This is a genomic window from Pseudomonas mosselii (assembly GCF_003205295.1).
GTDB classification, from domain to species: Bacteria; Pseudomonadota; Gammaproteobacteria; order Pseudomonadales; family Pseudomonadaceae; genus Aquipseudomonas; species Aquipseudomonas mosselii_B.
Genome location: NZ_QJRP01000007.1, coordinates 176151 through 196962, shown reverse-complemented (window position 1 = coordinate 196962; position 20812 = coordinate 176151). Strand labels below are relative to the sequence as shown.

At 54.9% G+C, this 20812-nt stretch carries 13 protein-coding genes and 1 pseudogene; 9 read left to right on the top strand and 5 right to left on the bottom strand.

Annotated features, from left to right (window positions below):
• The first annotated feature begins 1 nt into the window (after position 1).
• From DMX06_RS09855 to DMX06_RS09815, 9 genes are all read left to right on the top strand, one after another.
• The gene (locus DMX06_RS09855) at positions 2-1711 is read left to right on the top strand and encodes a thiamine pyrophosphate-binding protein (RefSeq protein ID WP_110736574.1); all 1710 of its coding nucleotides are present in this window, start codon (positions 2-4) and stop codon (positions 1709-1711) included.
• The gene (locus DMX06_RS09850; protein WP_110736572.1) at positions 1708-2643 is read left to right on the top strand and encodes an NAD-dependent epimerase/dehydratase family protein; all 936 of its coding nucleotides are present in this window, start codon (positions 1708-1710) and stop codon (positions 2641-2643) included. Before DMX06_RS09855 ends, DMX06_RS09850 begins: the two co-directional genes overlap by 4 nt.
• Complete coding sequence (locus tag DMX06_RS09845) at positions 2630-3034, top strand: GtrA family protein (protein WP_110736569.1); 405 nt, start codon at positions 2630-2632, stop codon at positions 3032-3034. The genes DMX06_RS09850 and DMX06_RS09845 overlap by 14 nt, the downstream gene beginning before the upstream one ends.
• Positions 3027-3959 carry a glycosyltransferase family 2 protein gene (locus tag DMX06_RS09840; RefSeq protein WP_110736567.1) on the top strand — a complete coding sequence of 311 codons (933 nt, stop codon included), beginning with the start codon at positions 3027-3029 and terminating at the stop codon, positions 3957-3959. The genes DMX06_RS09845 and DMX06_RS09840 overlap by 8 nt, the downstream gene beginning before the upstream one ends.
• A gap of 17 nt (positions 3960-3976) precedes the next feature.
• Entirely contained in the window at positions 3977-6277 is a 2301-nt protein-coding gene (locus DMX06_RS09835; protein ID WP_258378820.1) for a DUF7024 domain-containing protein, read from the top strand.
• A gap of 311 nt (positions 6278-6588) precedes the next feature.
• Positions 6589-7383 (top strand): ABC transporter permease, encoded by a 795-nt coding sequence (locus DMX06_RS09830; protein ID WP_110736561.1) that lies wholly within the window; start codon positions 6589-6591, stop codon positions 7381-7383.
• Positions 7380-8597: an ABC transporter ATP-binding protein gene (locus DMX06_RS09825; RefSeq protein WP_110736559.1), complete on the top strand. Its 1218-nt coding sequence runs from the start codon at positions 7380-7382 to the stop codon at positions 8595-8597. The genes DMX06_RS09830 and DMX06_RS09825 overlap by 4 nt, the downstream gene beginning before the upstream one ends.
• Positions 8594-10009 carry a class I SAM-dependent methyltransferase gene (locus tag DMX06_RS09820; RefSeq protein WP_110736557.1) on the top strand — a complete coding sequence of 472 codons (1416 nt, stop codon included), beginning with the start codon at positions 8594-8596 and terminating at the stop codon, positions 10007-10009. Before DMX06_RS09825 ends, DMX06_RS09820 begins: the two co-directional genes overlap by 4 nt.
• Positions 10009-13731 (top strand): glycosyltransferase, encoded by a 3723-nt coding sequence (locus DMX06_RS09815; protein ID WP_110736555.1) that lies wholly within the window; start codon positions 10009-10011, stop codon positions 13729-13731. Before DMX06_RS09820 ends, DMX06_RS09815 begins: the two co-directional genes overlap by 1 nt.
• Before the next feature lie 75 nt (positions 13732-13806).
• Here the strand turns inward: DMX06_RS09815 and DMX06_RS09810 are convergent, their stop codons facing one another.
• The 5 genes and pseudogenes from DMX06_RS09810 to DMX06_RS09790 all read right to left on the bottom strand — a co-directional run bounded on the left by DMX06_RS09810 (position 13807) and on the right by DMX06_RS09790 (position 20797).
• A complete protein-coding gene (locus tag DMX06_RS09810; protein ID WP_110736553.1) occupies positions 13807-15168 on the bottom strand; it encodes a phosphomannomutase in 1362 nt (453 codons plus the stop codon).
• Between the two features lie 121 nt (positions 15169-15289).
• A complete protein-coding gene (locus DMX06_RS09805; RefSeq protein WP_110736551.1) occupies positions 15290-16732 on the bottom strand; it encodes a mannose-1-phosphate guanylyltransferase/mannose-6-phosphate isomerase in 1443 nt (480 codons plus the stop codon).
• Positions 16733-17813: 1081 nt separating this feature from the next.
• Complete coding sequence (locus DMX06_RS09800; protein ID WP_110736697.1) at positions 17814-18338, bottom strand: GNAT family N-acetyltransferase; 525 nt, start codon at positions 18336-18338, stop codon at positions 17814-17816.
• Between the two features lie 16 nt (positions 18339-18354).
• Positions 18355-18745: pseudogene (locus DMX06_RS26295) on the bottom strand (sugar nucleotide-binding protein); the annotation flags it as partial.
• Between the two features lie 54 nt (positions 18746-18799).
• A complete protein-coding gene (locus DMX06_RS09790) occupies positions 18800-20797 on the bottom strand; it encodes a polysaccharide biosynthesis protein (RefSeq protein WP_110736547.1) in 1998 nt (665 codons plus the stop codon).
• Between the last annotated feature and the right edge of the window lie 15 nt (positions 20798-20812).

Here is a 20812-nt window from a genome sequence, read left to right as displayed (position 1 = left end):
TATGAAAGCTTCAGATGCAGTGGCAAAAGTTCTGGCGGACCATAACGTCCTCTATGGTTTTGAGCTCATCGGTGGAATGATCGCCCATCTGGTGGACAGTATTAACTTGCTCGGCAAGACCAAGTTGGTATCCATGCACCATGAGCAGGGCGCGGCCTTCGCTGCATCTGCGGTCGCACGTGCGACCCATCACTCAATCATGGGCGTGGCACTGGGCACCAGCGGCCCAGGCGCCACCAACCTGATTACTGGGATTGCCGACTGCTGGCTGGACAGCCATCCGTGCGTGTTTCTCACCGGGCAGGTGAATACCCACGAGCTCAAGGGCGACCGCCCCATCCGCCAGCAGGGCTTCCAGGAACTCGACAGTGTGGCCCTGGTGAGCAGCATCACCAAGTATGCGCACCAGGTCACCCACGTCGACGAACTCATTCCAAGCCTTCTCAAAGCGCTGCGTATCGCCCGCGAAGGCCGTCCAGGGCCGGTCCTGCTGGACATCCCCATGGACATCCAGCGCGCCGAAATCGACGAGGCGGTGCTGAACCAATTGCTCAAGGCCAGCCTGGCGGCCCCAGTGGCCGAACCTCAGGGCTCGCATGCCGAGGTCTGGGCCACGCTGGCCAAGGCGCAGAAGCCGCTGTTCCTGATCGGTGGCGGCGCCGTCAACTGCCCCAACTTCAACCGCTGGCTGAGCCAGGTGGGCAAGCTGGGCATTCCCCACGTCGCCAGCCTCAAGGGCGCCGAAAAGCTCACCGCCAGCGAGCACTACCTGGGCATGCTCGGGGCCTATGGCACCCGCGCCGCCAACCATGCCGTGCAGAACTGCGACCTGCTGGTCGTCTTCGGCAGCCGCATGGACGTGCGCCAGACCGGCGCCAAGACCGAAACCTTCGCCGCCAATGCACAGGTCATCCAGTTCGACCTCGATGCGGCGCAGCTGGACAACCGGGTCAAGGCCCAGCAATCGATCCACGCCGAACTCGATGGCGTGTTCGCCGACTTCATCGCCCACGCCGCCACCCTGCAACCGGCACCGGCTGCCTGGCGCACGCACCTGGCCAAGATATTCGAGCAGTCGTTCGTCGATGAGTACGCGGCCTGGAGCATCAGCCCGTTCGAGCTGCTGAGCAGCCTCAACACGCTGACCGCCGACCGTGCGCTGGATTACGTGGCCGACGTCGGCAACAACCAGATGTGGGCCGCGCACACCCTGCGCCTGGGCGCCAACCAGGCCATGCACCACTCCGGTGGCCTGGGCACCATGGGCTTCGCCATCCCAGCCGCGGTAGGCGCGAGCATCGCCGGTGACAAACCGGTCATCGTCATCACCGGCGACGGCGGCGCGCAGCTCAACATCCAGGAACTGGACATCATCGCCCGCGACCAGCTGCCGATCCTGACCATCGTCATGAACAACCACTCGCTGGGCATGGTGCGTGGCTTCCAGGAGATGTACTTCGAAGGGCGCAACTCCTCGACCTACTGGAACGGCTACACCTCGCAGTTCAAGGCCTTGGGCGAAGCGTACGGCATACCGTCGCACAGCGTGGTCGACATGCAGGCCTTCAATGCAGCAGTGGCCGAGTTCCTGACCAATGGCAAGCCGATGCTGATCGAAGTGCTGATGCCCGATGCCCGAGAATGCCGCCCACGCCTTGAGTTCGGCCGGCCGATCGACGAGCAGTCGCCACTGATGGAACTGGGCCGATGAGGCTGGCGATCCTCGGGGCCAGCAGCCACATTGCCAAGGACCTGGTCGCCAGCATCGCCGCACATACCGCCTACGCCTGCACTCTGTTCGTCCGCGCGCCCGCCGCGCTGGACGCCGAACTGCAGGCCATCGCCGCGCGCAAGGGCTATGCGGTCAGCGACTATGCCGGTTTCGACGCCAGCTGCACGTTCGACGCGATCATCAACTTCGTCGGCGTCGGCGACCCGGCGCGCGCCGTGCAGATGGGCAAGGAAATCTTCACGGTCACCGAGCAGTACGACAACCTGGCGCTGGAGTACCTGCGCAGCCACCCGGCGTGCCGCTATATCTACCTCAGCAGCGGCGCGGCCTACGGCAGCAACTTCGCAGCGCCGGTGACCGAGGCCTCGCACGCGGTGTTCCCGATCAATGGTCTGCGCCCGCAGGACTGGTATGGCGCGGCCAAGTTCCAGGCCGAATGCCGCCACCGTTCGCTGCCCGAGGCGGCGATCGTCGATGTACGGGTGTTCAGCTACTTCAGCCATCGCCAGGCCCCGCAGGCACGCTTCTTCCTCAGCGATATCCTGCGTGCACTGCACAACGGCAGCGTGCTGGAAGTGGCAGCAGACGACATGCTCAGGGATTACCTGACGCCTGCCGATTTCCTCCAACTGATCGAACGCATCCTGCAGGCGCCGCCCTGCAATGCCGCCATCGACTGCTACAGCCAGGCGCCGGTCGGCAAATTCGAACTGCTGGCGGCACTTGGCGAAGCCTTCGGCCTGCAGCACAGCATTGCCGGCGACCAGGCGCGGGTCAATGCCACCGGTCCCAAGGCCCATTACTATTCGCACAACCGCCGAGCCGAACAGCTGTTCGGCTACGTGCCCGGCGACTCGTCGCTCAGCGGCGTGATGCGCGAGATCAGGCAGCAGCTCGATGCAAGAGACTAAACCGGCGTCCTCCTGGCTGCACAAGCTGCTGCAGGTCAAGCTGTTCCGCTTCCTGCTGGTGGGCGTGCTCAACGCGGCGTTCGGCTACGGCTGCTTTGCCGGGTTCCTGTACCTGGGCCTGCACTACAGCGCGGCCTTGCTACTGGCCACCATCCTGGGCGTTGCCTTCAACTTCAAAAGCACCGGGGCCCTGGTGTTCGGCTCGAAGAACAACAAGCTGATCTTCAGATTCGTGGCCGGGTATGGCGTGGTCTATGGCACCAACGTGGCCGGCATCGCAGCACTCAAGCTGCTGGGTGTCGACCCTTACCTGGCCGGCATGGCACTGATCGTGCCCATGGCCCTGCTCTCCTTTGTCATCAACAACAGGTTCGTTTTCAATTATGCGTAAGCTGATCAGCATAGTGACTCCCTGCTACAACGAAGAAGCCAACATCGATGAGCTGTACCAGCGCATCGTCGAGGTTATGTCACGCCTTGATTACGATTACGAACATGTGTTCATCGACAACTGCTCTACCGATGGCAGCCACGCCAAGCTGCGCGCCCTGGCCGAGCAGGACAAGCGCGTCAAGCTGATCTTCAACGCCCGCAACTTCGGCCATATCCGCTCGCCTTACCATGCCCTGCTGCAGGTCAATGGTGACGCCGCCGTGCTGATCGCCTCGGACCTGCAAGACCCGCCCGAGATGATCGAAGAGTTCGTCAAGAAGTGGGAAGAAGGCTTCAAGACCGTAATGGCGGTGAAGCCGGAGAGCGAAGAGTCGCGCATGATGTTCCTGATACGCCGCGCTTACTACCGCTTCGTCACGCGCATCTCGGAAGTGCCGCTGGTGCAGAACGCCACCGGTGCCGGCCTGTTCGACCGTGCGGTGCTGGACATACTGAAGAAGATCGACGACCCGTACCCGTACTTCCGCGGCCTGCTGTGCGAAATCGGCTTCCCGATCGCCACCGTGCCGTTCAAGCAGCCACGCCGCCAGCGCGGCATCACCAAGAACAACTTCTACACCCTGTACGACATCGCCATGCTGGGCATCACCAATCACTCGAAGGTGCCATTGCGCCTGATGGTGATGGGCGGCGGCCTGCTCGCGGGCTTGAGCCTGCTGGCCGCTTTTGCATTCCTGATCGCGAAGCTTATTTTCTGGAATTCGTTCCAGATGGGTATCGCACCCCTGCTGATTTCACTGTTTTTCTTCAGCTCGGTGCAAATCCTGTTCCTCGGCATGCTCGGCGAGTACCTGGGGTCGGTGCACACGCAGATGCGCAACATGCCGCTGGTGGTTGAAGCAGAACGTGTGAATTTTGACTGAGCTTAGGGAAAAGTATTTTGAACTCACATAACCTTCATGCCAGAGCAGGAAACCAGCAGCCCTCCACTCACCTCGGCTGGCGGAGAATTGTCAGTGAAGACTGGCGGCTAATGCTTATCGGCGCAATTGCGTCTTTCTTCCTTGCAAGTTTAATAACTACTGGCGTACCCGCCGGTTTTATTCCAGACTTATCAGTGCCATACGGCTATAACGGCGACTCCATCTTTCACGCCTGGATGGCCAACCGTGTCGATGAGGGCTGGATTTTCAACAACGACAGAAGCGGGTATCCTTTCGGCTCAAATTTTCTGGATTACCCGGGTGCCGATGCCGGCAACCACTTTGTCATCAAACTGCTCTCTAGTTTGACCGGGGGTTGGGTCGGGGGACTCAACCTGTATTTCTTGATCGGATTTCCGATTTGCTTTGTAGCCAGCTATATTACAGCTCGCGCATTCGGACTGAATCGCAGCTTCTCCGTAGCAGTCGCCTTGCTCTATAGCTTTACACCTTTCCATTTCCTGCGTTTGGTATACCAACATCTTTTTTATACATGGTATTTTGTAGCACCTGTATTTTTCTACTTGGCACTCAGTGTCTATCGCACCGGTCAAGAACCAACCGCTAGCAGCCTGCGTCGCCGAATTGCCATGGGCATTCCGGCAACACTGGGACTATTCATACTTGCCTCATTTGGTGTTTATTACGCTGTATTCGGGGTCATCGTCATTGGCTTTGCCGGCCTGTTGAGCTGGGCAAGTTCGAAACATCTTCAAGGCCTGAAAAAGTCCATTCTATTGAGCTGCGCCATTGGAACAGGGGTTGCCCTTAATATCGCGCCCAATGTGCTAAACACCTTCACTAATGGTGTAAACGAAGAAGCGGCTCACCGCTCGCCAGGCCAGTCGGAACATCTCGGCTTCAAGTTGATGCAGTTGTTCCTACCACGTCTGGATCACAGGTCTTCAGCACTGGCTAACCTGACGCAGGCATACAATAACGGTTCGCCGTTGATCAACGAGAATGCCACGGCAACACTCGGCATGATCGGTTCCGCAGGGCTGGGCCTCGTGTTTCTATTCTTGGTATTCAGGCCCTCGGGCGCTGCCAATGATGAACGTCTACGCCTGCTGGCTGCAATTACCTTCGTGCTTTTCATGTTTGGCACTATAGGTGGGCTTGGTACGGTATTTGCCTGGTTCATATCTCCCTCTATTAGGGGTTGGAACAGAATCAGCGTATTCATTGCGTTCAGCACCGTATTGTTCACTTTTATTGCTTTGCAGATCCTGTTGAAGGAAAAGGCTCCACGCTTCGCTCGCCACGCCACAGCTATTGCCGCAGTCGCGCTGCTGTTCGGTCTGCTTGACCAGACCACTTCTGCCTGCAAAAGCTGCTACGTTCAACGCAAGGCCGAGTTCGAAAACGACAAGCATTTTGTCCAGGCCATCGAAAGCGCCTTGCCTCCTGGAGCCGCTGTTTATCAACTACCATACTTCGCTTTTCCCGAAGAGCCGCCCATGAATCGTATGATGAGCTATCAGTCGATGGCTGGCGTTATCCACTCAAAGGGACTGCATTGGAGCTTCGGCGGAATGAGGGGGCGGGATGGTGATGCGTTCTATCGCGCCCTCGTCAAGGAACCAACGAACAAACAGCTGAATGTGATCCGCCGACTCGGCTTCGACGGCATATATATCGATCGCCGAGGCTATGCCGACAATGGTGATGCCCTGATCAATGAGCTGAGCGAGCTTCTCCAAAGCCCCCCATTGCTGGTCAGCAGCAGCGGTGATCAGGTTTTCTTCAAGGTCTCCGGGAGCAAGCATCCGGCACTGGAACACCTTAGTACACCCCAGATCATGAAGCTGGCAGGATACTATGCCGACCATATCGGCATTCGCTATCCGTCCACCCTGGAAAACGGCATTGACTTTACCAAGGCGGGCTGGCCAGAGTTCATTGCCAATGCGAAAGGCCTCTGGCCCCTTGAACCCTGGGGCAGATGGTCAGACAAGCCGGAAGTTACCTTCGACTTTGCCGAACCATTGCCGCAGAAATTCACCTTGGTGTTAAAAGCTCATGCATTCGCATCCAACGCACAACACCCCACTCGCATCCAGATCGCCGATAAAGAATACACAGTTCAATTGACGGGTGACGTTTCAGAGGTGCGACTAGAGGTCGATCTCCAGGGCTCAAGCGCCAATCGCATTACGTTCATCCCTCCCACTCCAATCTCCCCCCGTCAAGTCATGGGCGGTACGGATGATCGGATGCTTGGTATCGGCTTCGTATCGATGCGTTTCGAGCAATAGCCTACCAACAAGGCGTGGTGCGGGCGCAAGCTGAGCAATGCCCGCACCAACGCTACCAGCGTGCTCGCCGTGCATGGCTGTTCACTGATATCCTCAAGGCTCGTCATCTCTAGCTAAACAGCCTACCGTTCACCCAACGCTTGAAATGCGCTCAGCGAAACGGGAGGCCGTAAATGACTCCAAAATGCCACTATGGTTTTTAGATTATTATGCGAACCCTTTACTGGAGCAACACCGACAGCTGCAGCCTGTCTGACAAGTAACTCCCAGTACGCCCGCTCTATTAGAAATCACAGAATCAAGGAGACTACATGTTTGGACTATTGAGAGGGCTATACAGCTATAGAAGCTTCATCGCCACCTCGATCCGCAATGAGTTTGTATCACGATTCTCGCGGAGTAGCCTAGGCGGGCTGTGGATGATCATAAATCCACTCGCGAACGTGCTCATCTACGCCCTCATTCTTTCCAATGTATTGGCAGCAAAGCTGCCCGGCATTGACAATAAATATGCCTACGCCTTGTACCTGATGGCAGGCACACTGGCATGGAGCCTCTTTGCAGAAATCATCAACCGCTGCCTTACACTTTTCATAGAGAATGGCAACCTCATGAAAAAAATGAGGTTCCCGCGGATAACCTTACCTTTTATCGTGCTCGGCTCTGCCCTGCTTAACAATATCTTGCTATTACTTTCAGTACTGGGTGTTTTCATCTGCCTGGGGCATTGGCCTACCTGGCAAATGTTGTGGGCCATCCCCTTGATTCTTAGCGTTGCCGCATTAGCTGTTGGCCTTGGGCTGATATTGGGCGTGTTAAACGTGTTTGTCCGGGACATCGGTCAAGTGGTACCCATTATCCTCCAGATACTGTTTTGGTTCACCCCCATCGTCTACCCGATCACCATAATCCCTGATGAACTTAAATCCCTCATCGCCTTCAACCCCATGTACCCTATTGTCAGCGCTTACCACGATGTTTTTGTCTATAATGTCGTACCCGATATTTCGCAACTTGCAATAACCTTAGGCGCTACACTTCTGCTGCTCGCGTTCAGCCTCTTTCTGTTCCGTCGTGCAGCCCCAGAAATGGTGGATGCACTATGACTCTTCTCAGCGCCAAGAATTTGGGCAAGGCTTACCGCAGTTACAAGAGCGAATGGCAACGCATTGGTCGTTGGCTGGGCTTGCCAAGCAAGCCCCGTGAAGAGCACTGGGTGCTCAAACATATCAACTTTGAAATCAATGCAGGCGAAGCCATCGGCATTGTTGGCCAAAATGGTGCCGGCAAGTCCACGCTGCTGAAGATGTTGACCGGTACGCTGCAACCGTCCACGGGAGAAGTGCGTGTCAACGGCCGGATCGCGGCAATCCTTGAGCTAGGCATGGGCTTCAATCCGGAGCTGACAGGCCGCCAGAATGTTCACCATGCCGCTGGCTTGATGGGGTTCAGCGCTGACGAGATAGAGCAGTTTATGCCTGATATCGAAAAATTCGCTGAAGTCGGCGAATACTTCGACCAAGCCGTGCGCACCTACTCCAGCGGCATGCAGATGAGGGTGGCATTTGCGGTAGCAACAGCCAAACGCCCCGAGATTCTCATTGTCGATGAGGCGCTTTCCGTGGGGGATAGCTACTTCCAACACAAGAGCTTCGACCGGATTCGCGAGTTTCAGGCGCAGGGCACTACCTTGCTGATTGTTTCTCACGATCGCAGCTCGATTCAGGCGCTTTGCGACCGTGTTCTTCTGATCGAGGGCGGTACGGTGATAAAGGACGGTGCACCTGAAGAGGTGATGGATTTTTACAACGCGATCATCTCGGAAAAAGAAAACGCTACCGTTGTTGTACACAAGCTGGCGGATGGGAGCACGCAAACGAAGTCTGGTTCTGGCGAGGCTACTGTACACAGCCTTGCACTTTATAATGAGGCAGACGAACCCATCGAGTTCGTTACCGTTGGCCAAACGGTACGTCTGAAGATCAACATCGATGTCAACCAGACGATACCCGAGCTGGTGGTGGGCTACATGATCAAGGATCGGTTGGGCCAAGCCATCTACGGAACCAATACCCATCATCTGGATAGAATACTAACGGACTTGCACGCGGGCACACAGCTTGAGTACGCGTTTACTTTTGATACCAATATCGGCGTAGGATCATATTCGATTGCCGTTGCACTCCATACTGCCGACACTCACCTGAACGCGAATTATGAGTGGCGAGACCTGGCATTGGTGTTCAATGTCATCAACACGGAAAAAGTTCCATTTGTCGGGTCAGCCTGGATTCAGCCCACTGTAGAGTGCAAACAATGACTCAGTTCTATCGTGCATTTGAAGATGAGCACCGCGGCTCTCGCGAGGCGATAAAGCAGCGTTTGCAAATCTACCTCCCCTTCATCCGGCCGCTGCTCGACCTTTATCCTGATGCTCGCGCGCTTGATGTAGGGTGTGGCCGTGGAGAATGGCTGGAAACGCTGGTAGAAAACGGTTTCAAAGCGACTGGCGTCGACATGGACGATGGCATGTTGGAAGCCTGCAGGGCTCGCAACCTGCCCGCCGAAAAAGCCGACGCCCTCTCCTTTCTCCAGACGATACCAAGTGACTCTTATTGCGTTTTGACAGGCTTTCATATCGCCGAACATCTTCGTTTTGACGACCTGAAAGCGTTGGTTGCGCAGGCGCACCGCGTACTAAAACCGGGCGGGCTGTTGATTCTAGAAACGCCCAATTCGGAAAACCTTATCGTCGCGACGCAAAATTTCTACCTTGATCCGACACATGAGCGTCCAATTCCACATTTGCTCCTTGACTTTCTAGTGAGGTTCAGCGGGTTTCAGCGCTCAAAGATTCTCCGGCTTCAAGAAAACCCAGCCCTGTCCACTACCGAGTCTATCTCGCTAATGGATGTGATCGGCGGAACGAGCCCGGATTATGCCATCATCGCGCAGGTGGACCTGGGAGATTTTGATAGCACACCTTTTGAGGGACCCTTTTCAGAGGTTTATGGTTTAAGCATGGAAGAGCTTGCACGGCGTTATGACTTGAGTAATGGTACTAGAGCAGTGAAGGCGTTATATGTAGCACTGGCAGACCGCGTCAATGCATTGGAAATGCATCAACTCGAGCTCACCAATCAGATATTGAACGCGGACAGCAGTGCCACCACATCGTCGCTTGCGAAGTTAGAGCAAGAAAACACCGAATTACAGCGTTCGCTAGAAGAGGCGCTCACAAATATTCAGCACTGGCAAAATGAAGCCAATCTGCAAAAGCAGAACTTCCTGCAACTCAAAGCGTCTGCCAGTTACCATGAGCAGGCTCATGGCATTTTGGCCAAACATGTACAGGAATTTAAATCCAGCACATCCTGGAGAATCACGGCCCCTATGCGCCTGGCGAGATCAATACTCTCCTCTCCCACACGCACACTCAAGCACATAGTAAAAGCCAGCCTCAAGATATTGCTCAAGCAGCCCTCACTGGTCAAACTTGCAAAAAAAATACTGAATCAGGCCCCGGCACTGAATGCCTTTGCAAGAAAAGTTGCGGCTCGTTTGAACGCAGAAGCGGCTTATACCTCGCACGCTGTTCAATTTAGCCATACGAATCCGGATTCAGCCCCGCAGCCGGCGGGCGTCCCTGCTGCACCAGATCATCTTACCGAAAATGCAAAGGCCATTTACTACCGCCTAAACATAAATACTTCTCGAAAGGATCAGAACTGATGCGCGTCGTCATTGACCTTCAAGGTGCTCAGGCGGAAAACAGAACACGGGGCATTGGGCGCTACGCGTTATCGTTCACCAAAGCTTTTATCAAACACCGTCGCGAGATCGAAGTTTTTGTTGTACTCAATGGAGCATTTGGTGATTCCATTGATGAAGTTCGTGAAGCCCTCTTTGGTTTGCTTCCAGACAGCCATATCCACATATGGACGCCCAATGCGAACGTAGCCGCACTGAAGCACGAACATCTTTGGGCCCGCCAAGCATCTGAACTTGTCAGGGAAGCATTCATTGCTAGCCTGGATCCAGATCTGGTCCTGATTACAAGTGTGTTCGAAGGATTGGTGGACGATGCTGTAACAAGCATCAAGCGCTTGACCTCCACAATCCCTACCGCTGCGATCGTTTATGACCTGATTCCTCTCATCAACCCAGAGGCCTACCTCGCTGCTCCGCCGGTGCGCCAATGGTATGAAAGCAAACTCAAGCATCTACGCCGCGCGGATCTGGTGCTGGCCATCTCGAATTCGTCTCGGTCAGAGGTCATTCGCCATCTGGGGTTCAGTGCCGACGAAGTCATCAACGTCTCCACGGCAATCGATACTGAGCATTACCGGCCGGTATTCAATGAGCAGCAGGCTACAGACCTTCTGTGCCGGCTAGGGATCAATCGCGAATTTGTAATGTACACTGGCGGAATCGACCCTCGAAAAAATATTGATGGGTTGATCATTGCTTACTCAAATCTGCCAGCGCCTGTTCGCGAGCAGCACCAACTTGTGATTGTCTGCAAGGTCCAGCCAGAGGAACGCGTCCGCCTCGAGAGCCTGGCGAAAGCCAACAGCCTCAAAAAATCCGATGTATGCTTCACTGGCTATGTCAGCGATGCAGACCTCCTCACGCTCTACAACGCGTGCAAACTCTTCATTTTCCCGTCCCTGCACGAAGGGTTTGGCCTCCCCGCGCTGGAGGCGATGTCCTGTGGCAAACCGGTTATCGCATCGAACACCTCGAGCTTGCCTGAAGTACTAGGCAACCCAGAAGCGCTGTTCGATCCTTTTGATACCCACTCAATCACAACGAAGCTTGAAGCCGTACTGACCAATAAGGACTTACGAACCCGCCTGGCCGAATCGGCGATTGCTCAAGCAGCCACATTCAGCTGGGATCAGACTGCAATCATCGCAGTAGCCGCAGTGCACAAGGTAATTTTGCAGCAGCGGGCGACCACCTTCGTCGCCCCACCGCCCCGGCAACTACGACTCGCCTATGTTTCACCGCTCCCACCCGCTCGAAGCGGCATCAGCGATTACAGCGCCGAGCTACTCCCGGAGCTTGCTGCTCATTATCAAATTGATGTAATTGTTGCACAAGACTCGGTGTCACCGCTCGATGCCGGCATCAATTACACGTTGCGCTCGGTCGCTTGGTTCGAAGCCAATGCGCATCTGTTCGATCGCGTGATCTATCACTTTGGTAACTCGACCTTCCACGATCACATGTTCCACTTGATCGAGAAGATTCCTGGCACCGTGGTCCTGCATGACTTCTTCCTGTCGGGAGTAGTGGCCAATATGGAAGTCCATCAAGGACGAGCAGGTTTCTGGACCCAAGCGCTCTACCACGGGCATGGCTATCAGGCTGTTGCTGAACGTATCAATGGCAACGACACCGCCGACGCAGTCTGGAAGTACTCTTGCAATCTGAGAGTCCTTCAGCAGGCGGAGGGGATAATTGTACATTCGCACTACTCAATACGGCTGGCTCAACAATGGTATGGCGAGAACTCCGGACTGAAGTGGGCAGAAATCCCGCTCCTCCGCACCCCACGCTATCCAGACGCTCGTAAACGTGCGGAAGCCAGAAGCAAACTCGGCTTTTCGGAAAAAGATTTTGTCGTGTGCAGTTATGGCTTGTTAGGCCCATCCAAGCTGAACGACCGACTTTTGGAAGCATGGTTCGACTCCGAGCTTTCGGATGATAGTAATTGCCATCTGATATATGTCGGGCAAAATAGCGAAGGCGCTTTTGGTGAAAGTTTACTGAAACGCATCAACACAAGTGCCTGTCGCGAGCGCATCAAAATTACTGGTTGGGCAGATACGGATACGTTTAAATCCTATCTTGAAGCTGCCGATGCCGCAGTGCAGCTACGTACATTGTCCCGAGGGGAGACTTCTGCTGCCGTTCTGGACTGCCTCAATTATGGCATCGCCACTATCGTCAATGCCAACGGCAGTATGTCGGACATCCCCGATTCCAGCCTGATAAAACTACCAGATACATTCACCAACGCAGAGCTGAGCCAGGCATTGACGTTACTGCGTAACGACCCAGTCGCTCGTCAGCGTATTGGTGGAGTCGGGCAAGAGCTGATACACACGCTGCACTCACCCCGCGCCTGTGCTGCACGCTATCAACAAGCGATCGAGAATTTTCACAAAGACTCATTCCACTCCATGGGCGAAGTCGTCTCCTCAATCGCATCCCTGGAAAAAACAACCTTTACGCTTGAAGACTCCATATCGGTTGCCACATCGATCGATCAGAATCTGAAGCCAAGCCTCTCAAAACCCCAGTTACTGGTGGATATTTCCGAGTTGGTCAATCGCGATGCAAAAAGTGGCATTCAGCGCGTCGTCCGGAATATTTTGCAGATTTGGTTGAAAAACCCACCTGGCAACTACCGTGTTGAGCCTGTCTACGCAACTGAAAACGAGGAGGGCTACCGTTACGCCCGCCACTTCACGCTGGGGTTCATCGGCTGCCCTCGCGACATTCTTCTCGACGAGCCTGTGGTTTACCACAACGGCGACCATTTTATCGGGCTCGACTTACAGCCCGTCATAGTTCCCCGACAACAGTCAGCACTCGCACACATGCGCCGCCGTGGTGTAAAAGTGCAGTTCGTAGTCTATGATCTTCTGCTAAAGAAACTTTCTCATTGCTTCCCTGATGGCGCATCCGATGTCGTCGATCGATGGTTGGAGACTGTTTCCCAGGCAGACGGCGCGATCTGTATATCCAAGGCAGTTGCAGACGAGATGGCGGAATGGCTCTCCACGCACCGCAAGCCGTCAAAACGACCGTACACGCTGTCATGGTTCCATCTCGGTGCCGACATTAATGAAGCAAGAGATGCCAACGCGAGAATCTCTGCCTCGAAGCCCGCGCTGTCGCACTTAGGCAGCCGCACCTCGTTCCTAATGGTAGGCACGATTGAGCCCCGGAAAGCGCACGCTCAAGTGCTGGATGCCTTCGAAGTACTCTGGGCAAATCGACAAAACGTGAATCTTTTGATTGTTGGCAAGCAAGGCTGGATGGTCGAAGCCCTTGTAGAACGCCTCAACAATCACCCGGAAAAAGGCAAACGACTATTCTGGTTCGAGGGCATCGATGATGAGTACCTATGCGCCCTCTACGAGCATTCTGATGCGCTGATTGCGGCATCACTTGGAGAAGGTTTTGGCTTACCTCTTATCGAAGCAGCTCAATACAGATTGCCGCTGATCGTGCGTGACATTCCTGTCTTCCGCGAAGTAGCAGGTGCCCACGCATATTACTTCAATGCCGACCACGCTACAGATCTTTCCTCTCACCTTGTGGCTTGGCTTGATCTTCATGCGAAAGAAGCCCACCCCAAATCAGCTGGAATGCCTTGGTTGACTTGGGATGAAAGCGCACAGCAGCTGTTCAACGCGTCGCAGGGGCTGACGGGTTAAACGGCTAAAGCTTAGCCCCCGCCCGCAATGGGCGGGGGCATTGATTCAGTTGCCACCTCTCACAGACTGAACGATTCAGCCTTGAATCAAACGGCCAATTTCAGCAACACGCAGCGCCACCAGCCTTTCATCAGCGCGACTTTCGACGTTCAACCGCAGCAGCGGTTCGGTGTTCGACCCACGCAGGCTGAAACGCCAGTCGGCGAACTCGACACTAATCCCATCGGTGCAATCAATGCCCAACGCCTGCGGCCGGTAGTAGGCCAGGATCTTTTCGATAGTGCCTTTCACATCGGCCACTTCATAATTGATCTCGCCACTACACGGGAACGCCATAATGCGTTCGTCCACCAACTGAGCCAGGCTCTTGCCGGTCAGGCTCATCAGCGCAGCAACCAGTAGCCATGGAATGTTGCCGCTGTCGCAGTAGGCGAAGTCGCGGAAATAGTGGTGGGCACTCATTTCACCGCCATAAATGGCGTCTTCGGCCCGCATGCGCTCTTTGATGAAAGCGTGGCCGGTCTTGCTCTGGATAGCCTGACCGCCAGCCGCACTGACCTGCTCGATGGTATTCCAAGTAAGGCGCGGATCATGGATGATTTTACCGCCTGGATGCTTGGCCAAAAGCATCTCTGCGAGCAGGCCAACCACGTAATAACCCTCAATGAAGCGTCCCTGGTTGTCAAAGAAGAAACAACGGTCAAAGTCGCCATCGAAGGCGATGCCCATGTCAGCGCCGATATCGAGCACGGCTTGGCGGGTAAGGGCACGGTTTTCCGGCAACAGCGGGTTGGGAATCCCATTGGGGAAGTTACCATCCGGTTCGCCGTTAATAATCGTGATGTCAAGCGGCAGGCGTGTCTTGAGCAGCTCCAACACTGGGCCGGCAGCACCGTTCCCCGGATCGGCTAGTATTTTAAGAGGCTTGAGCGTGGTCAGGTCGACGTAGGTCAGCAGATGATCAATATAGAAGGTCTTATCGAAAACCTCACGGACACTGCCTGGCGTGGTAGCACGGGAACCAAGCGCACCGGTCTCAACGCGCTTGCGGATATCATTAAGACCAGTATCACCACTGATCGGGCGCGACTGCTCGCGGACCAGCTTCATCCCGTTATAGCCTTTGGGATTATGACTAGCCGTAACCATGATACCGCCTGCAGCCTGGAAGTGGCTGGTGGCGAAATAAACCTCTTCAGTGCCGCACAGTCCGATGTTAATCACATCAGCGCCGCCGTCTGTCAAACCTTGAATCAACGAGAGGGATAAGCCTGGACTTTCAAGGCGCATATCCCGGCCAACCACATAAGCCCCTCCACCCAGCTGAGCGACTAATGCACGACCAACACGGTATGCAATATCATCGTTCAGGTCGCCCGGTACTTCACCTCGGATATCATAAGCTTTGAAACAACGGATCTCAATAGGTGCGAACATATGTCTCTCTTGATACAGGATTGCCTAAAGCGAGCACTGCATATTGAGCAAGGTGCTCGCCACGACACCGAACAGAACCCGTTTTCAGGAACTAACAAAGCATCGGAAAAAAGACCTTCCGTCAGCTCTCACAACGACCGTAGTTATCCTCAAAACGAACGATATCGTCTTCGCCGAGGTAATCACCGCTCTGCACTTCTATTAGGACCAAGTCGATGACGCCTGGATTCTGCAAACGATGCTTATGCCCCGCCCGAATGAAGGTGGACTCGTTAGTATTGAGCATCAGTTCCTGATTATCATTGATAACCACAGCCATGCCACTGACTACAATCCAGTGCTCACTCCGGTGATGGTGCATCTGTAACGAAAGCGATGCCTTGGGTTTGACCACGATGCGTTTGATCTTGAAACGCTCACCATTCTCCAGCGTGGTGTAGGTACCCCAAGGCCTGTGTACAGTCTGATGGAGCAAATGCGCAGCATGCCCGTCACTTTTCAGGCGTTTGACAATATGTTTGACATCTTGGGCATGATCTTTATGGGCGATCAGCGTCGCGTCGGGCGTATCCACCACCAAAAGATCGTTAACGCCGACCAAGGCAGTCAAACGTGCTTCACTATTGACATAGTTATTAGACGACTCATACGCCAGGACTTCACCTTCAAAGCGGTTGCCCTGCTCATCGGCCGCGGTCAGCTCACTGACCGCGTTCCACGAACCGATGTCGCTCCAGCCAATGTCACAGGGAACCGTTACAACCTTACGGGAACGTTCCATCAGTGCATAGTCAATGGAGATATCGGGCACCTTGGCAAAAGACTCAGGGTCCAGCGCTAGACAACTATAGCCTGAGGACGACGACGCGCGCGAAGCTACTAGCGTTTGAGCGACAGCACTCAGGACATCCGGGGCATGCGCTTCAAACTCTTCAAGCACGGTGCCGACGCGGAAACAGAACATACCGGCATTCCAGAAGTAATTGCCGGCAGATACATACCCTTCTGCCGTTTTCTGGTCGGGCTTCTCGACGAAACGCTCTACCTTCAGCCCCCCTTCTAGCTCACCCACTTGGGAGGCCTCAATATAGCCAAACCCAGTTTCTGGGTATTGGGGTTTGATGCCAAATGTGACCAACCAACCTTGGCCAGCCAGCTTAACAGCTTTGTTCACTGCGGCACCGAAGGCTATCTCATCCTGAATAAGGTGATCCGCTGCCAGCACCAGCATGCGCGCATCCGGCCCGTGGGCGTCGACCAAACGCAGTGCGGCAGCGGCAACCGCGGCTGCGGTATTGCGCCCAAACGGTTCAAGGATGTAGCCCTGCGCATGGTCATGGACATTGATCGCGCGATACTCGTCTTCGGTCTTGAAAAGTAACTCACGATTGGTCACTGTCAGAATCTCAACCACCCCCTCCAGCTTCGCGGCTCGGAGGAAGGTTTTCTGTATAAGATTCTGCCCATCCGGCAATGCCATGAACGGCTTTGGATGGGCCTCACGCGAAACTGGCCACAAGCGGCTTCCCACGCCACCGGAGAGTATTACCGGGATCAATTCCATAGTTGGATCCTTAACGACCACCCGATGCTCATCACATTCAGGTCGTGGCTACTACAATTCAGCCCGCCATGCGTGACGGGAAACCTAATTCAATGCCATGTAGCTGATATCTCTTTGCCATCCCTGAGCAGGTAGCAATAGCATTGACGTCACAGAATATCAGAGATTCGCCAGGGAGGTTCATAGTCTGTGACCAGGGTCGAGCAACCACTCCCTATCCCCATCTGGATTTTCTGCACACAGCCTCGGGAGTGCGCGGGGCGCCAGCCAAACGATCGTACTAGACGTCGCGCTCGGGCTCTGTATGAAAATCCTTAGGCTCTGTACGAAAAGTCTTGAGACGCAGGTCAGGCAAGGCGAAAACAGCCGAGGAAGCGCAGTGTACTGGAGTACATGAGCATTCCGAGGCTGTTTTCAACGCAGCATGAACAAGTATCAAGGCTTTCCGTACAGAGCCTAGGACCAAGATGGGGCTATTTTCGACTCAGCCTCACCAATGCATTAAGGCTTTTCATACAAAGACTAACCTGCGCCTGCCAAAAGCCACGCTTTCTCAGCGTTTCCCTGACGTGATGCCTTTGAGATACCAACCCCAGCACCTTGGCCCCAGAGGCATATGCTCCGCCCAAGCAGGCCGGTCGAGTCGCGTCCAGCTAAGCAGACTTCAGAAAGAAATCGAGAGGCCCAGGTAAGCTTTGAATGCCGGTTCCTTGCAGCTGATACCGCACACTTATATAGCCTCACGTTTAGTACGAAAAGTAGCCGAGCAGCGATCAGGCGAGGAATAACAGGAGTCGCGCTCGGCTTTATAGGCGGTGAATGAGCATCCCGATACCTGTTTTCAACGCGACATGATCGTCACGCAGGCGCTTTTCATACAAAGCCTATATACCAGTGACCGGCGATGAGGTTGGCTAAGGTCTTTACGAATAGTCGTCGAGCCGCAACTAGAACCGGAAGGTTTAATTCAGGGTGAGGTGATGCCCAACATCCCAATCGAATCAGCATCCCACAAACGAGGAGCGAAGTGCTTGAGTTAAAAGCGGTGCGCGCTTACCGCTGCAGAACTTCATGCGCCAGCTCAACCTCGCAAAAATCTCGAAAATCGGTCCTTCGCAATCTCAACGGCTTCCTTTCGAATCTCAAAGTAAAGAAATTCCTCATCTTCACCCACTCGGACTGCACCCATTTTCTCGTGAAAAGAAGTGACCTTATCATTCCCCTTCATCACCTCGAAATGAGAAGCAGAGAACTGAAGATGCCGAAAACCAAATTCATAGACTAAAAATGCGCTCTCAACGGCCGCATACTTAGTTTTATTGTCATTAAGAATCCAGCTACCCCATGAAAATGAATGCACTTGAAAATCATAAAGCCGTACAGTCCCACACGGAGAACCATCCAAAAGTTCAATAATAAAATAATATTGCCTACCGGATTTCTCGTCCGATTTGTAATTTCGTATCCATTGACGCTGAGCTTCAACATCACTGCCTACCGCAGACAAGTACCTGTTATACTTCTCATCCGTGCGAAGCCCTACGACAAATGGAGCATCGCTCTCTTCTATGAGCCGCAATCGTATAGTTTTAGCTGTTACTTCCACCACCAGCCCCTCAGTATTAATCGGCTAACATCGTATCATGCGTCTCGGGCACTGCCATCAATGACAAGGTCGCCGCCAGTCTTTCCAACTGCTCTGACCCAATCCATTGCAATCTATAAGCCACCTCTTCAGGACAAGCTACCTTGAGTCCTTGGCGATGCTCGAGGGTGGCAATGAGCTGACTGACCTGCACACCAACCTGATCGTCAATCAACCGCGAGGGTGCCACGCTCGGCAACCAGACGGAGCATGGTCTGGGCAAAGTTACTACCGCGAGCGGCATAGACCCAGCTGATGCGCAAGATCAGGTGCGCACAGCCGCTGGCCTGAATTGCCTGCTCACCTGCCAACTTGCTTTGCCCATAGACATTCAATGGTGCAACCGGCACGTCTTGTGCCTCCGCTGCCAGGAAAGACATAGTCGGTGGGAGCAGCGCACCAAAAGCACCCAGTGCCAAGCGCTACAACTCTTGGCGTCGACGCTGATACAACCAGTCAACAATCTCTTCACTTGGGGTATAACCGCTGACGGTATCCCTGAGTAGCTGCCGGACTGTGGGATACTCATCGATGGCGATAGCAGCAAGCAATGCTTCGAGGCGGCGTTTGAGCACCTCCCAGGGCAGGCAATCCTCATTGGCACTCATGATCATCGGATGCCGAGTGCCCAATACATTGTCCCCGATCAGCAGCTCTTCATATAGCTTTTCGCCAGGTCGCAAACCGCTGAACTCGATGGCGATGTCACCATGCGGGTTACGCTCGGAACGTACGCTCAAGCCGGAAAGATGAATCATTTTTTCCGCCAACTCCACAATCTTCACCGGCTCGCCCATGTCCAGCACGAACACATCCCCCCCCTGCCCCATGGAGCCTGCCTGGATCACCAGTTGAGCCGCCTCGGGAATGGTCATGAAGTAACGCGTGATCTTTGGATGGGTCACGGTCAACGGACCACCGGCCTTGATCTGCGCATGGAACAACGGAATAACCGAACCGGAAGAGCCGAGTACATTGCCGAATCGCACCATGGTGAAACGGGTCTTGTTGACTTGGGCCACATTGCCGACATCGCCCATGAGTCTCGGCGCACGCTCATTGCTCAAGGCCTGCAGCACCATCTCGGCCAGACGCTTGGTGCTACCCATGACGTTGGTCGGACGCACGGCCTTGTCGGTCGAAATCAACACGAAATTGGCGACCTGGGCCTGCAGTGCTGCCTGAGCGGTGTAGAGCGTACCGATGACGTTGTTCTGCACACCTTCGGCAATGTTGTGCTCGACCATCGGCACATGCTTGTAGGCGGCGGCATGATAGACAGTGTCCACCTTCCACGCCTGCATGATGTCCAGCAGCTTTCGCTGATCTCGCACCGACCCCAGGATCGGTATCAGTTGCACGCCAAGCTGATCCTGACCGATGCGTTCCTCCAGCTCCTTGGCGATGCTGTACAGGTTGAACTCGCTGTGTTCGTACAACAGCAGCGTGCGGGGGCGCTGGCCGACGATCTGCCGGCACAGCTCCGAGCCGATAGAACCACCGGCCCCCGTGACCATCACGGTTTGCCCGGTAATACAGCGCGCGAGTAGATCCTGCTGAGCCGGTACGGCATCGCGCCCCAGCAAATCGGCAATATCCACTTCCTGGATATCGTCGACCTTGACCCGGCCACTGGCCAGGTCCATGAATCCGGGCACGCTACGCACATGCAGCGGGTAACCTTCGAGCAGGTTGAGAATTTCACGGCGCCGACTGCGGCTCACAGACGGCAGTGCCAGCAGGATTTCCTCGGCGCCAGTGGCATCGATCATGCGCTGCAGGTTCTTGGGCGCGTAGACCTGCAAGCCGGCAATCATCCGGTTGGTAAGGCTGGCATCGTCATCGATGAATGCCACGGGACGCATGGCCTTGCCCATCCGCAGGGCTGCCATCAGCTGGTTACCCGCAGCGCCGGCGCCATAGATGGCCACCCGCGTGGACGCCTCGTTCTGACTGGTACCTGAGCCCTGCGTACCTGCAGTGTTGAACCAGTCACCGAGGAAGTACTGACGCATCAACAAGCGCAGACCGCCAAGCATGATCATGCTCAGCCACCAATAATTGAAGGTGATCGAACGCGGCACCACATTCCCGCTGTTACCCACCCAATAGATGATCAACCCGAGTACGAGGGCGGACAATGTGACCGCCTTGATGATTGTGATCAACGCGTCATTGCCAAAGTAGCGCAGCACAGCCCGATACATGCCGACCCGGATGAACACTGGGATAGCCACCAAAGGCGCGCAGATGAATAGCCAGGCGTGATCGCGCAGCGGGTCGATCACATCATCGATACCCAACCGCACCAGGAAGGCCAGCCACAATGCGACCCACACGAGCACGACATCCGCCGCAACCTGCAGCAGGCGCTTGTGTCGGCGGGACAATCCCAACAGTCGAGCGCGCAGCCTATCCATAAAACCCCTGCAAGC